At 40.9% G+C, this 14,397-nt stretch carries 16 protein-coding genes and 1 other RNA gene; 3 read left to right on the top strand and 14 right to left on the bottom strand.

Features of this window, described 5'->3' with window-relative positions; genetic code table 11:
- Positions 1-8: 8 nt before the first annotated feature.
- Positions 9-518, bottom strand: a complete 510-nt coding sequence (locus M3206_RS07695) for a DinB family protein (protein WP_251311934.1) — start codon at positions 516-518, stop codon at positions 9-11.
- A 174-nt stretch (positions 519-692) separates the two neighbouring features.
- Complete coding sequence (locus M3206_RS07690) at positions 693-1,706, bottom strand: LLM class flavin-dependent oxidoreductase (RefSeq protein ID WP_251311933.1); 1,014 nt, start codon at positions 1,704-1,706, stop codon at positions 693-695.
- Between the two features lie 511 nt (positions 1,707-2,217).
- On the opposite strand from M3206_RS07690, the gene M3206_RS07685 reads away from it, so the two are divergent.
- Both M3206_RS07685 and M3206_RS07680 read left to right on the top strand, forming a co-directional pair.
- A complete protein-coding gene (locus M3206_RS07685) occupies positions 2,218-2,748 on the top strand; it encodes a general stress protein (RefSeq protein ID WP_251311932.1) in 531 nt (176 codons plus the stop codon).
- 18 nt (positions 2,749-2,766) lie between these two features.
- Positions 2,767-2,973 (top strand): CsbD family protein, encoded by a 207-nt coding sequence (locus M3206_RS07680; RefSeq protein ID WP_251311931.1) that lies wholly within the window; start codon positions 2,767-2,769, stop codon positions 2,971-2,973.
- A gap of 46 nt (positions 2,974-3,019) precedes the next feature.
- On the opposite strand, the gene M3206_RS07675 is transcribed toward M3206_RS07680, so the two are convergent.
- The 11 genes from M3206_RS07675 to M3206_RS07625 form a co-directional block, all read right to left on the bottom strand.
- Complete coding sequence (locus M3206_RS07675) at positions 3,020-4,084, bottom strand: M42 family metallopeptidase (RefSeq protein WP_251311930.1); 1,065 nt, start codon at positions 4,082-4,084, stop codon at positions 3,020-3,022.
- 107 nt (positions 4,085-4,191) lie between these two features.
- On the bottom strand, positions 4,192-4,938 hold the full coding sequence (locus M3206_RS07670) for a hypothetical protein (protein WP_251311929.1): 747 nt from the start codon (positions 4,936-4,938) through the stop codon (positions 4,192-4,194).
- Positions 4,939-5,533: 595 nt separating this feature from the next.
- Positions 5,534-5,871: a transfer-messenger RNA gene (ssrA, locus tag M3206_RS07665) on the bottom strand.
- Positions 5,872-6,021: 150 nt separating this feature from the next.
- Positions 6,022-6,489, bottom strand: a complete 468-nt coding sequence (gene smpB / locus M3206_RS07660) for an SsrA-binding protein SmpB (protein ID WP_066292503.1) — start codon at positions 6,487-6,489, stop codon at positions 6,022-6,024.
- A 103-nt stretch (positions 6,490-6,592) separates the two neighbouring features.
- Positions 6,593-8,908 carry a ribonuclease R gene (gene rnr / locus M3206_RS07655; RefSeq protein WP_285876829.1) on the bottom strand — a complete coding sequence of 772 codons (2,316 nt, stop codon included), beginning with the start codon at positions 8,906-8,908 and terminating at the stop codon, positions 6,593-6,595.
- Positions 8,909-8,938: 30 nt separating this feature from the next.
- Positions 8,939-9,685 (bottom strand): alpha/beta hydrolase, encoded by a 747-nt coding sequence (locus M3206_RS07650; protein ID WP_251311928.1) that lies wholly within the window; start codon positions 9,683-9,685, stop codon positions 8,939-8,941.
- Between the two features lie 12 nt (positions 9,686-9,697).
- Positions 9,698-10,387: an alpha/beta hydrolase gene (locus M3206_RS07645; RefSeq protein WP_251311927.1), complete on the bottom strand. Its 690-nt coding sequence runs from the start codon at positions 10,385-10,387 to the stop codon at positions 9,698-9,700.
- Positions 10,388-10,525: 138 nt separating this feature from the next.
- Entirely contained in the window at positions 10,526-10,765 is a 240-nt protein-coding gene (gene secG, locus M3206_RS07640) for a preprotein translocase subunit SecG (RefSeq protein WP_251311926.1), read from the bottom strand.
- Between the two features lie 92 nt (positions 10,766-10,857).
- Entirely contained in the window at positions 10,858-11,190 is a 333-nt protein-coding gene (locus tag M3206_RS07635) for a hypothetical protein (RefSeq protein WP_251311925.1), read from the bottom strand.
- Positions 11,191-11,237: 47 nt separating this feature from the next.
- Positions 11,238-11,495, bottom strand: a complete 258-nt coding sequence (locus M3206_RS07630; protein WP_251311924.1) for a hypothetical protein — start codon at positions 11,493-11,495, stop codon at positions 11,238-11,240.
- A gap of 237 nt (positions 11,496-11,732) precedes the next feature.
- Complete coding sequence (locus M3206_RS07625; protein WP_251311923.1) at positions 11,733-12,434, bottom strand: FHA domain-containing protein; 702 nt, start codon at positions 12,432-12,434, stop codon at positions 11,733-11,735.
- Between the two features lie 204 nt (positions 12,435-12,638).
- On the opposite strand from M3206_RS07625, the gene M3206_RS19185 reads away from it, so the two are divergent.
- Complete coding sequence (locus M3206_RS19185; protein WP_425590716.1) at positions 12,639-12,725, top strand: putative holin-like toxin; 87 nt, start codon at positions 12,639-12,641, stop codon at positions 12,723-12,725.
- 177 nt (positions 12,726-12,902) lie between these two features.
- On the opposite strand, the gene eno is transcribed toward M3206_RS19185, so the two are convergent.
- Positions 12,903-14,195, bottom strand: coding sequence for a phosphopyruvate hydratase (eno, locus tag M3206_RS07620; protein ID WP_251311922.1), 1,293 nt, complete (start codon positions 14,193-14,195; stop codon positions 12,903-12,905).
- Positions 14,196-14,397: the final 202 nt, after the last annotated feature.

The following is a 14,397-nucleotide window of genomic DNA, read 5'->3' as shown; positions in this document are numbered from 1 at the left end:
ACTTGTTATTATTGGTGCTGCAGCGAGTACAGATAAAAAACATAATCAATGGAGGCTCCTTTGTGCCCTAGCTGATTTAGTATAGCTGATATATGCCCGCGATGATAGGTTCCATGGTTCACAACATGCTGAATCAGATCAGCATAATTCGAATGAAGGGTTCCAAAATGAGGATGATGCACCGTTGTTCCTACATATAAATCCTCTATATTCTGAATAAATGAGTCGTACTTTTGGCTTAATTCTTTAAACTTCTCTTCTATCTCTTCTATACTTGCAGCCTTTAGATCTTCCGTTACCTGCCCAAGTTCCGCTAAAATTTCATAAAAATCTTCTCCGCTCATAGCTTTAAGCCAGACATAATCCACTTGATACATATGTAATAGCACGGCTGTAACCGATGGAAATACACTCTTCGTTTCCTTACGATAGATTTCTAGAGGAAGTTTTTTTAATTGCTCGAAAACCTTTTCATTTGCCCATACATTAAACTGATGCAGCTTTACCGTTTTGTCCATTTTAACCGTCCTCCCTATCATCTTTTTAAATCAGTAAAATATAACACTACTTATTTTCTATATCGATTCATCAATCTCCTCTCATAGTTAGATACTTTCCGAACATATGTTCTCGAAATTCGTTTAAATGCCAAAAAAGCATACACCATGGATATCGGTGTACGCCTTTCATTACTATTCCTTTATCGCATTTGCTAATAATTCAAACGATCGAAGTCTAGCTTGATGATCGTAAATCTGGCTGTTAACAATAATTTCATCTGCTCCCGTTTCATCAAGAAATGATTGTAACTTCCCTTTCACTGTCTCTTGATTTCCTACAAATGTTGTTTGCAGTTGCTTGTCTATGGTAGCTTTTTCAAATGGACTCCAGAGTTCTTCTATTCCTTCAACCGGGGGCTTCAATTGTGTAGGATTTCCCCGGATTAAATTCAAAAACTGCTGCTGCAGTGAAGTTGCAAGCCACTTTGCCTCATCATCTGTATCAGCTGCGACGACATTCGCTCCAACCATCGCGTAAGGCTCGTCAAGTATTGCTGATGGTGTAAAGGAATTTCTGTACAGCTCAAGTGCAGGCAATGTATTTTCTGGTGAAAAATGACTCGCGAAAGCAAAAGGAAGTCCGAGCCTGCCGGCAAGTCTTGCACTGAACCCGCTTGAACCGAGTAGCCAGATCGGGATATTAAGCCCTTCTCCTGGGATGGCTCTTACTTTTATGCTGCCATCTGCTAATTCAGGATTCAAATACGTGCGCAATTCATCAAGCTGCATAGGAAATTCATCTCCACTCATGCTAAGTTCACGTCTTAAAGCCTGAGCTGTCAGCTGGTCCGTTCCCGGTGCACGTCCTAGCCCGAGATCGATACGGCCAGGATACATGGATTCTAATGTACCAAATTGTTCAGCGATGACGAGCGGTGCATGGTTCGGGAGCATAATGCCGCCTGATCCTACGCGAATCTTTGAAGTTCCCCCTGCCACATAACCGATGACGACGGATGTTGCAGAACTCGCAATTCCCGGCATATTATGATGCTCAGCTAGCCAATACCGGTTAAATCCCCATTTCTCAGCATGCTGTGCCAGGTCTAATGTATTTTTAAAAGAATCGGATGCCGTTCCACCTTCGATTATCGGAGCCAAATCTAAAACGGAAAACGGAATCTTACTCATACTCTTTTTGGACATAAATGTGTCCTCCTTATCTATAGAGCAACAAAAAATTAGCTACTATATTTTAATAATTGCTTCTAGTATAACAAGATGCCTTCGTAATGAAAAAAGTTATGCTTACCCTCGATTATGTAATCGTATAGATCATTTCTCCACGGAATAACGAAAAAACAATAAAGGGACTCCAGGATGTGGGAGCCCCTTTATATTTATTGAACAGCATGCTCCGTTTGAGCATTATAAACTGATCCGCCGAGAGAATGCTTTCTTAATAATGCCGCAACCAATTCACATTTTTTGTATAAAGGCAGCACCTTGAAATTACCTTATTATAGATATTGATCCATAAAATATAAACAAGTGCACTACGAAAATGTTTATTAAAGGAATCGGTATAGTCATTTATATCTATACTCATATACCTCCATTATAGTAACTTAGACTTAAAAATACATAAATGCGTTTCATCACATCCGTCTTTGGGAACAAAATTTACGTAGTAATCATCTCACAAAGGAGGAAGTCGATGGATAAACATAACAAAGTAGTAGGCATTTTCCGTACAGAAGATGATGCAATTGATGCAATCAAAGAATTACGAGCACAAGGGTATGATGAGAATGACATCTCGGTAATTGCCAAGGATAAAAAAGAGGTAAAACAGATTCATGAAGAAACCGGCACGAAGGCTCCAGAAGGGGCTGCTACCGGAATGGCTACAGGTGGAATTCTTGGCGGCTTAGGCGGATTACTCTTGGGAGCAGGAGCACTTGCTATCCCCGGAATAGGACCGATCGTAGCTGCTGGCCCGATTGCAGCTGCTCTAGGAGGGGCTGCTGTTGGCGCAGGTGCTGGAGGAATTGTCGGTACTCTCGTAGGATTAGGTATTCCTGAAAAAGAAGCGAAAGAATACGAGGAAGCCGTCGAAGGTGGAGATATTCTTGTCCTTGTTGATGCCAATGAAGTAGATCGTTACAGATCCGTAAACGATACATTCCGCACGTATCGTTCTACGAATGCTCATCGTTATGAAGATTCTTATTCGAATAAATATTAGAATAGAGGATGATTCAAGATGAAACACGATACAATGGAAGGCAAGTGGAAACAGCTCAAAGGCGAAGCAAAGAAACAGTGGGGAAACTTAACCGATGACGATTATGATCAAGCACAAGGCGATCGTGAGAAAATGATCGGTAAGATTCAAGAACGACATGGTAAAACAAGAGAAGACGCGGAACGCGAATACGATGAATGGAACCGCAGATTCAGCGGTTATTAAAAAATAATTGAAACCCCGTCAGACCTTCTGACGGGGCTTTCTTCTGTTAATAATCCAAAAGTGAATGAAGTTTATCTTTATCAAGAGCCTTAACAAGTTCAACAACTAATTTTGCACTGTTCTCTAAATCGCTTTTACTGATCATGGATGTATGACTGTGTATGTAGCGTGCAGCCACACCTACTACGATACTAGGAATACCTTTTTTAAAGAGATGAAATTTACCTGCGTCCGTTCCTCCACCCAGCATCACATCCACTTGATACGGGATATTATTTTTCTCCGCTACCTCAATAATAAGATCACGAAACGCCGTGTGTGGAATCATGGATGAATCTAAGAATGTAATCAGTGGTCCTTTTCCTAATTTAGCTTTATTGGCATTGCCGCCGGGACCATCTTCAGCCACACCTACATCAAGAGCTATAGCAACATCAGGTTCCATAATATAAGGTGCTGTGATTGCTCCTCTTAAGCCGACTTCTTCTTGTACAGTAGCTCCGCAATATACCGTATTAGGATGTTCTGCGTCTTGAAGCTGCTTCAGTACGTTAAGTGCGGTATAGCAACCCGCACGGTTATCTAGGGCTTTAGCAAGAATGGTATCATTATTCGGCATAAGTTCAAATGGACAAATGGGCAGGATAGGATCACCTACTTTAATCCCCCATTCTTTCACTTGATCCTTATCATTTGCTCCGATATCAATAAACATCTCTTTCATCGGGTACACTTTTTTGCGTTCTTCAGGCTGAAGAATATGAGGAGCTTTTGAACCAACGACTCCTGTATATGTTTTATCTTTTGTCTGTACATGCACGCGCTGTGCCAAAAGCACTTGAGACCACCAGCCCCCTAACGGAACAAAGCGAAGGTAACCATTCTCTGTTACCTCACTAACCATAAAGCCTACTTCGTCCATATGCCCCGCTAGAAGAATCTTAGGGCCATCCGCTGTCGATCCCTTTTTCTCTCCAAAAATACTTCCTAAATGATCAGTAACCAAGTTGGCTCCCGTTTTTTCAATCTCTCGTTTCATAATCGCTCTGATTGCTTTCTCAAAACCAGGTGCCCCATTCGTTTCTGTTAACTCTTTCAATAAATCCAACATAATCACCGTCCTATACGTTTAGGATGGGAAGAAATAAGCAAATTATTACTTCGGAAAAGAAAGATATGTAAAAAAATACCCTGTTTTTGAAAAACAGGGTATACCTATTAAAGTCTAAACCAGCCTCTTGATTCTAAATCATCACAATGTTTTTTCTTTTCTTTTTTACAACAAATATGGTGACGTGAGGATGATTCTTTGCAACAAATGTTTGATGAACTAGAAGATTCTTTTTTACACCAGAACTCAAAGCTAGAAGATGACTCTTCTTTTTTGCAGCATACAGGAGATTCCTTTTTGCAGTCATCTTTCTTTTTGCAGCAGTCATCTTTCTTTTTACAACACTTGTCTTTCTTTTTCCCGCATGGATCTTCTTTTCTACAGCATAAAATTCTGCAGTTGCTGCTTTCGTGATCTCCTAATTCGCCCGCTTGAACAATAAAGTTAATAGCGCCAATCGGTATCGTTACGATATTTAATGTTTCTTCTTCTACGATTTGAATGGATGTTCGGTTTACTGCGGTAAGAATCCCTTCGATTTCTTCTTCGCCACCGTCATTAACCCTTACTCTGCAATTGATTAATTTCTTTAAAATCCCACGGAAAGTATCATTACATACTTTTCTACGATGATTGTCACAGCATTTGTCCGATACAACTGCGAGGTTTCTTACATTGTTTAGAGGTAAATAGAATACTTCTCTTTCATCTGTTTTGATCGCGATAAAATCCCTACCTACACAGACAAGTTTACCCTCTATTTCTATATCATCGAATCCTTCGTTTGCAATGACACGTTTACATATAAACTGTGCGACCTCTCGGGCTGAGAGTTTATTCTTTTTGCAACTCAAAAAACTTCCTCCTGAAAATAAAATTATTGACATCTCTTGTCCATGTATTATATGTAGCACAGCTCTAAAAGGCATGGTTACTTGTCTATATTTTCAGGAATTAAGTCAATTGTTTAGTTGTCTATCATTAAATTACATTCGTTTATATTTACGAAGGAAGTTGATTCCGCTTAAGGTTTCTCGATTTCCATGATACGGAGGGGACTTTAATGAACCTGAAAAGGAACTATCAAAAGTAGGGGGTATTTTGGGACAAATAAAAAAAGACCAACAAATGTGTTGGTCTGTATCCACCTATGTATTGGTGGAGACGGTGGGACATGTTGTTCCATGCTTTCGTCATGGCACTGACTATATCTTGAACCTGCTTATCAGGTCCCCCGGCGTATTATACGAAATATAGATTTACTTGGTATCCAAGCAGAATTTCGTATCCTAGTACTACCATAACTTTGGCAGCCTATAAGTCGATACATGGCTGTTGGATTGCTCCACATACCACTCGGCATCGCCTTGCAGTGAAGTATTCACTGGTTAGGTTTCACCGATAAAGCCGGATTTTCACTTATGTGTTACCACATAAGGCGACTAATCCTAATCGAACCCACGTCCAGAGATATTGGCACTTAAGCTTCTACGAGTGTATTCGGTTTATTCGTGTTTCAAGAATCCATCTGCCAGCCGACAGGCGTCCAGATCGCTAGCCTGATTATTCTCTTCCATCGTCCTCAGGCGGAGGACAACCGGCGTAGCCCACTAAGAGTGAGTCCCTTACCCTACCACATGGGCGATGGAGGGAGGAACAGCTAAAGTGCTATTACGCAGCTAAAGCTAAGTTGTTGTTTGTTTTGCCAGTTATTGGCTTTGGCGTTTTAACGAGGCCGACCCCCTCGACTCGCAACTTAAGCTCAAACTACCCCTGTCGAATCCGTAACGTCCCCATTATAATAATGGATTGCAGAAATTTAATTCTGCTAAAACCACGGAAAGAGATAAAAGCTTATTGCTCTTATTCACTTGTGTACTCAGTATAACATTTTTACATCATCGTCTCAATTGTAAGTTCCTGTAAGAATACCCAATCTAAACTTTTTGACGATCGCGAAAGGCACGCTCGATTTCTCGTTTTGCATCTTTCTTTTTCAGATCATCACGCTTATCATAATGCTTCTTCCCTTTTGCTAGACCAATTAACAGCTTAGCAAAACCATTTTTAAGGTACATCTTTAAAGGTACGATTGAATACCCTTGTTCTTTTGTTGCACCTAATAGCTTATTAATTTCCTTACGATGCAAAAGTAATTTACGGGTACGAAGCGGATCATGATTGTAGCGATTTCCTTGCTCATACGTGCTGATATGCATGTTGTGTAAGAACAACTCGCCGTTTTGCACACGGGCAAATGAATCTTTAAGGTTTGCACGTCCTGCGCGAATGGATTTTATCTCTGTGCCCTGAAGGACAATTCCAGCTTCAAATGTTTCTTCGACATGGTAATCGTGCCGCGCTTTCTTATTTTGTGCGACTACTTTCCCTTCCCCTTTTGGCATATAAACTCAATCCTCCCCACAGCAAGTGAACTCTAATTATATCAATTTGGTCAAATAACGTCAAGGTTCACCACTCCTGATGAACCTTGATCATCACTATCCATTATTTCTTCTTTTTCTTACCCTTCTTAGCTACAGGCTTATAAAATGGCTTCTTCTTGCCTTTTTTGGAATCCTGCGGTCCGCTGGATCGATCAGACTCATTACTTCGATTCTTGCTGCGTCTTCCTCGACCACGTTTCGGTGTATCACCGATATCGATCACCTGTTGGCGATCTTTATGCCGCTTTCGTGGTGTACCTTTCATACCTACGATCTCAAAATCAACCGCACGTTCATCCACGTTGACGTTTACAACACGAATTGAGATCTCGTCACCGATTCGGAACACGTTCCCTGTACGCTCTCCGATCATAGCCATGAACTTCTCATCAAATCGGTAATAATCGTCTGTTAAGTAGCTGACATGGACAAGACCTTCAATCGTATTCGGCAGTTCAACAAAAAGACCGAAATTCGTAACGGAACTGATAACTCCATCAAACTCTTCCCCAATCTTATCAACCATAAACTGAGCTTTTTTCAGTTCGTCCGTCTCACGTTCGGCATCGACTGCACGTCGTTCCATAGCAGATGAGTGTTTCGCGATCGTTGGCAGCTCTGCTTTCCAATGGCTGATCGTTTTTGGACTGGTATCTTTTTCGAACAAATACGTTCGAATCAATCTGTGAACGATCAAGTCCGGATAACGGCGGATCGGAGAAGTGAAATGGGTATAGAATTCAGTAGCCAAGCCGTAGTGACCAAGTGACATATGATCGTATTTTGCTTGCTTCATGGAACGAAGCATGATCTTACTGATAACCATCTCTTCTGGTTCGCCTCTAACTGTTTCAAGAAGCTGCTGAAGACTGCGCGGATGAATATCACTTGGAGTACCCTTTAACGCATATCCGAACATCCCGATAAATTCTAAGAAGCGTTCTAGCTTACCCTCATCCGGATCTTCGTGAATACGGTACATGAACGGAAGCTCTAACTCATGGAAATGCTGCGCAATCGTTTCATTCGCACAAAGCATAAACTCCTCGATCAGCTTTTCCGCCACTGATCGCTCACGCAGAACAACATCCTGAGGATTGCTATTTTCATCTACAATCACTTTTGCTTCTGAAAAATCAAAGTCAATCGCTCCACGAGCAAAACGTTTTTTACGAAGAATTTCTGCCAGTTCACCCATCAGTTTAAAGAACGGAATTAAAGGCTCGTAGCGTTTTGTAACTTCTTCATCTTCGTCTTGTAAGATTTTTCTCACATCTGTATAGGTCATGCGTTCAGTTGTTTTTATAACGCTCGGAAAGATTTCGTGTTTAACGACATCCCCGTCTTGATTGATCTCCATCTCACAAGAAATCGTTAAACGGTCAACTTTCGGGTTTAACGAACAGATTCCGTTTGAAAGGCGGTGTGGAATCATCGGGATCACTCGGTCTACCAAATACACACTTGTACCACGTTCACGCGCTTCTTGATCAATTGATGAGTCTTCTGTTACATAATGGGTAACATCAGCAATGTGAACGCCAAGTTTATAGTGACCGTTCGGGAGTTTTATAACATGAACGGCGTCATCCAAGTCTTTTGCGTCCGCTCCATCAATCGTAACGATCGTTTCATTACGAAGATCACGGCGTCCTTCAATGTCTTTCGGATCGATCTCATCTGGTGTATTATGTGCCTGCTCCAATGCTTCTTCCGGGAATTCCCTTGGCAGTCCATGTTTAAAAATAACCGAGATTATATCTACACCCGGATCATTTTTATGACCGATAATATGGATGATCTCCCCTTCAGCGCTGTTTCGGCCTTCAGGATATTTCGTGATCTTAACAACGACTTTATGTCCTTCTACCGCTCCATTCACACCTTCTGCTGGAATAAAGATATCGTTTGGAATCCTTTTGTCGTCAGCCACCACAAAACCAAATTTACGGCTTTCTTGGAATGTACCGACTACTTCCGTTACGCCTCGTTCTAAAATGCGGATGATCGTTCCTTCTGGGCGTGATCCGGAAGAAGTATTGTTCAAACGAACTAAAACGGTGTCCCCGCTCATCGCGCCATTCATATCAGACTGTGAGATATAAACATCTTTTTGTTCACTGTCTTCAGCTATTAAAAAGGCAAACCCTTTGGCATGTCCTTGTACGCGTCCTTTAATCAGACTCATTTTTTCTGGAAGTCCATAGCGATTCGTCCGTGTTCTTACGACTGAACCTTCATCTTCTAGTTGGTTTAGTGTTAAAACCAGTTCCTTGAAAGCATCAGCGTCCGGAAGTTGAAGGGCTTCTTCAATCTCGGTTACTGTCATCGGTTTTTCCGACTCTTTCATAAGCTGGAGTATTTGCTGTTTATCCAAAAACTGACCTCCTTTTTTAAGGAAAAGATTCTATTCAGACCAGTCCAGATCTTCTAAGAATGCATAAACATCTTCATGCAATTGTTCTTTTTCCTTATCTAATGTAATAACGTGTGTTGAATGTTCATACCACTTTAAATCCTTCTTTTCACTTTCAACTTCGTTATAAATAATATTTGCAGAATCTGTATTAATCATTTCATCATGTCTAGCCTGCACAATAAATATAGGTGCGTATACAAGATCGACCGAATTTCTAACACTTTGAAGCAACTCTTGGAGCGCTTTTAGTGTGTTCATTGGTGTCTTCTTAAACTCTTCCATTTCTTGTTTAATTTGTTCAGGCGATTTTTGTTCCCTCTTTTTATATTCTTCCGCGTACTCACAAACCCCTTTATACATCACTTCCTCGCTTTTGATGTACATAGGCGCACACATTGGGACAACACCCTTTACAGGATATTCTGTTGCAAGTTTTAAGGAGAATACCCCCCCAAGCGAAAGCCCGACAACTGCAACTTCGTCAAAACCTTTTTCTTTTAAGTGATTGTAGCCTCCGATAACATCTTGCCACCAGTCATCTGGACCCGTATGAACGAGTTCTTCAGGTGGAACCGCGTGTCCTTTATATTGTGGCGCGTGACATGTGTAGCCTTTCTTTTGAAGGAATCTCCCCATCATTCTTACGTCGGCTGAACTGCCTGTAAATCCGTGCAGCATCAGGACCGCCCGTTTTCCTCCTTCAAAGAAAAACGGTTTTGGTGCTGTAATTTTCATGCTGTTTCTCTCCTATTCATTCATTAAAAATTGATAAACCTCATCGATCAGCTGATCTTTTTCAACATCATGACAAATCATGTGTTTCGATTCTTTAAAATAGCAGATTCGTTTATTGGATGCTGCAATCGTCCCATATAAATACTCGGCACTCTTTCTCGGTACAAGTCCATCACATTCTCCTTGGACGATCAACGTAGGTGCTGAGATCTGTGCTAGTTCTGGTCTAAGCAGCTTTACCAGCTTACGAAATTCCCTTGTTGCACTTAGAGGGGTATCAATCAGTTTCTTTTTATACCTTTTATAAAGCTCATGATCTTTTAACTGACCACTGAATCCCGATATCATCATATTCGCTATATCTTTAATCATCTGGCCAGGGTTTAGATAATAAGCACTTGCATTTAATAAGATCAATTTGTCACAGCCATATTTGGACGCGAGATAACCCGCGATCATTCCGCCCATTGAAAATCCAACAATGTAGATTTTATCGACTTTTTTACGAAGTTCTAAATAAGCCTTTTCTGCTTCTTCCAACCATTCTGTATGTGTTTTCCCTTTTAACGAAAGCTCTGATCCGTGCCCTGGATAAGTCGGAGCAGAAATCATCCAATCGGTATGTTTCTGCAGATATTCTGTAATGGGCTCGATCTCATATGGGCCGCCAGTAAAACCATGCAAACAAAGACAACCGATCATGCTACCACCTTTTTGACTTTAGATTACCCTTTTATGTACGTATCAAATCATATCACAATCAATATTCAAAATGGTAAGCAACGATTTGAGCATAAAAAAACAACAAGCGATGTTTCGCCTGCTGTCTTTAAGTACGGATTAATTTGTAGGTAAGAAATACGCTACTGAAATGGTTAAAATGAAAAATAAAACTGCAAGAATCACTGTAAGCTTACTAAGCAATGCATCAATACCGCGTGCTTTTTGTTTACCAAAAAGCTGCTCAGCTCCACCTGTTATCGCTCCAGATAATCCGGCCGAACGACCTGATTGAAGAACAACGACAACAATTAAAGATAGTGATACTAAAATAAGAAGGATTTTTACTGCTGTTAGCATGAATGTTACACCTCCACCGTTCCACGTTACATTACTATAAATGTATCATAGTGGAAGGGACGAGGCAAAAGTTTTTTTCTGAACCTTCTTACTTAATTCGCACCGAAATAGTTGATATCAAATTCCTTATGGAAAATATAAAGCCGGACAGCTTTTATGAGGTTGAGCCTTTTGTTCAGAAGTCCCACGATTTGGACTTTAACTCCAGGCTGAACAGCTTCATCTGGCGCAATATCAAGTGTCTTATCTCCGTCAAGAAGCTCTGTATTGGAATCTAATTGTACTCTCATCACCGTTTTTTTATGGTGGATCGTAAATGAATTCCCTTTTACTTCTTTTACTTTTCCAACAAAGCTGATTGGATTCAATTTTTCTTGTTTAATTGCTGCACCATCCGAAGATTCTTGTTTAAGTGGTTGCATCATAAACATCCCCTCTTCGCATTATGGGGACATCCCCCATATTCATTTTACTAATCTTTTGATTGTTTTATGTCTGCTCCTGATGGTGTGTCCTTCTGTGAGGAATAATAGTTGTCGTTGAATATGGACTTCTTTATTACAACATCTTCATAGTTTTCTGATTGAATACGGGCTTTTTCGCCGTTAATAATCTGCAGGTCATACGTCCTGTAAATTAAGATAATAAATAAAAGAATAATAAATCCAAAATACAAATGAAAACGAAATGCCCTATCTCTTCGATGCTGTATAGTTTCCTCTACCCTCATTTTTAGTTCACCACACCTATTTGGAAGAAACATTAATCATTAAAGGGTTTTTCCCTTTTAATTAATTTACTCTCTTTACGTCAGCACTAAAATGGCTTTTGCATGATTCTTCTATCATACGAACATGATAATTTTCTGAAAATTATCCTCTTTTCCCGTCGGTAATGATCGATAGTAAAAGATTTAAAAAAGCCTGCATCAGTGATTAACTTATGCAGGCTTTTACAAACTCGTTACTTATTTAATTTGCAGCATATATCCGTATCGCGGAACGGTAACGATAGCGTCACCATAACTGCCTAATTTTTTTCGCAAACGATAGACTAGTGCATTGATCTCATCTTTCCCTACATCAGGCAGTGCATTCGATCCGGCTACCATTCTTTCAGGCCAGATTTGGATCTTAATCTCATCACTGCTAACGGCCTGATTCTTTTTTCTATAGAGGAGCACGAGGAGATCAGTGTGTTTTCCTGATAGAAATAAAGGCTCACCATCGATCGATATCTGACGTCGCTCTGGAATGATATGGAGCCCGTTCGTGATCTTCTTTTCAGGCGGTTCAATGGGAGAGGTAAACTCCATCGTCAATTCGGATTCTTCTGTTTCGGTATTCAAATAGGTTAACAGAACTACCCCTTTTGCCAGGCTGATCACATCACCTGAATGTATCTCTTTTGGAACATTCGGATCGAGTTTAACCTGATTCAGCTCAGTCCCATGTTTTGAATCCAAATCTCGAATAAAAGATTTGCCGTCTTGTATAAAGATTTCAGCATGATTGCGTGAAACATATGGACTTAGCAGTGAGATATCCGTCTCATGGGTATGCGCGGACCTTCCAATGGTTAGATACTCACCTTCAGGCTTAAGCGGAATCAAACTCCCCGTATCGTAAGGATCCCCTGCTTCTATTCGTATATATAAGCTTTGTTTCATTCTAGTTCCCCCGTACAAAAACAATAACTTGTTACTAGCATTTTATATGATAACAGATCAAAAGAGAAGGAATATGAGTATAGGGTCTGGTTGAAAGATAGAATCGTTTATCCGTCTTACTATTTTCAAAATTTTTAATTTGTACCGTATAGGACAACCCCGCTTTTACAAATCTTAAGGGTAACAAGATTGGAGGGATCAAAAATGACTGTTTTTGAAACGATGTCACTGATGATTAGTTTCTCAATGCTCATTGTTACAATCCTTCATTCTAATGACCGCTCTCGATAAGCAGCAGGGTTTTTAGTTGGTTCGACAGGTTCTTAATGTCAGATTCTCCGTTATCAGTTTTAAAAGAAGACAGCCCCCGGATGCGGCTCTGAGGCGCCTATCCGGGGGCTGTCTTTGTCAGAAAGACAAAATGGCGGTTTGTCTTTGTTTGGGGTCAGACCCCTACTTTTGTACTACTTACTTCTTAAGGTTGTAGAATGCGCTCATTCCTGGGTATACAGCAAGGTTGCCTAGCTCGTCTTCGATGCGAAGAAGCTGGTTGTACTTAGCAACACGGTCTGTACGTGAAGGAGCACCTGTTTTGATCTGACCAGCATTTGTTGCAACAGCGATGTCAGCGATCGTGCTGTCTTCTGATTCACCAGAACGGTGAGAGATTACAGCTGTGTAGCCAGCGCGCTTCGCCATTTCGATCGCATCAAATGTTTCAGTTAATGTACCGATTTGGTTCACTTTGATAAGGATTGAGTTACCGATACCTTTTTCGATACCTTCAGAAAGCTTTGTTGTGTTTGTAACGAACAAGTCGTCACCTACTAGCTGAACGCGGTCACCAATACGCTCTGTTAATAGCTTAAAGCCATCCCAGTCGTTTTCATCAAGTCCGTCTTCGATAGATACGATTGGATACTTGTTAACAAGCTCTTCGTAGAATGCAACCATCTCTTCAGAAGATTTAACAACACCTTCACCAGAAAGATGGTATTTGCCGTCTTCTTTCTTGTATAGTTCAGAAGCCGCAACGTCCATAGCAAGACGAACTTCTTCACCAGGCTTGTAACCCGCTTTTTCAATCGCTTCCATGATCGTTTGAAGAGCTTCTTCGTTTGAACCAAGGTTAGGAGCGAATCCACCTTCGTCACCTACAGCTGTGTTAAGGCCTTTTTCTTTAAGAACGGCTTTAAGGCTGTGGAAGATTTCAGCACCCATGCGAAGTGCTTCAGGGAAGTTTTCAGCACCAACAGGCATAACCATGAATTCTTGAATATCAACGTTATTGTCCGCGTGCTCTCCTCCGTTAAGGATGTTCATCATTGGTACTGGAAGAGTCTTAGAGTTGAATCCACCAAGGTACATGTAAAGAGGTACGTTTAGGAAGTCAGCAGCAGCGTGTGCAACAGCCATGGAAACACCAAGGATTGCATTAGCCCCTAACTTGCCTTTGTTCTCAGTTCCATCAAGCTCGATCAGCGTTTGGTCGATACCCACTTGGTCTAATACATCGAAACCGATTAGTTCTGGAGCGATGTTTTCGTTTACGTTGTTTACAGCGTTCATAACGCCTTTTCCAAGGTAGCGCTCTTTGTCGCCATCACGAAGCTCAACTGCTTCGTATTCACCAGTAGAAGCACCAGATGGAACGATTGCGCGTCCAAAAGCACCTGATTCCGTGTAAACTTCAACTTCAACCGTTGGATTACCGCGAGAGTCAAGAACTTCGCGAGCATAAATTTCAATAATCGTTGACATAAAATTCTCTCCTTTTAATAAAAAGTTTTCAAACATATAGCTGCGTTAAAAATAGGTAAGCCTCGTCAACTTGTTGATTAAAGCGTAAGGTGGTGACTCCTGCGGGATCAGCGGGACAGCTGTGACTCCTAATAGCATAATGCGTAAGAACTCATCGCACTCCCGTGGAAAGCAATCACCCGAAGCTGAAATCAATAGCTTT

Source organism: Fictibacillus phosphorivorans (assembly GCF_023715845.1).
Classification (GTDB): domain Bacteria; phylum Bacillota; class Bacilli; order Bacillales; family Fictibacillaceae; genus Fictibacillus; species Fictibacillus phosphorivorans_D.
Note: the sequence above shows the minus strand (reverse complement) of the source record. Positions and strands in the feature narration are given on the sequence as shown.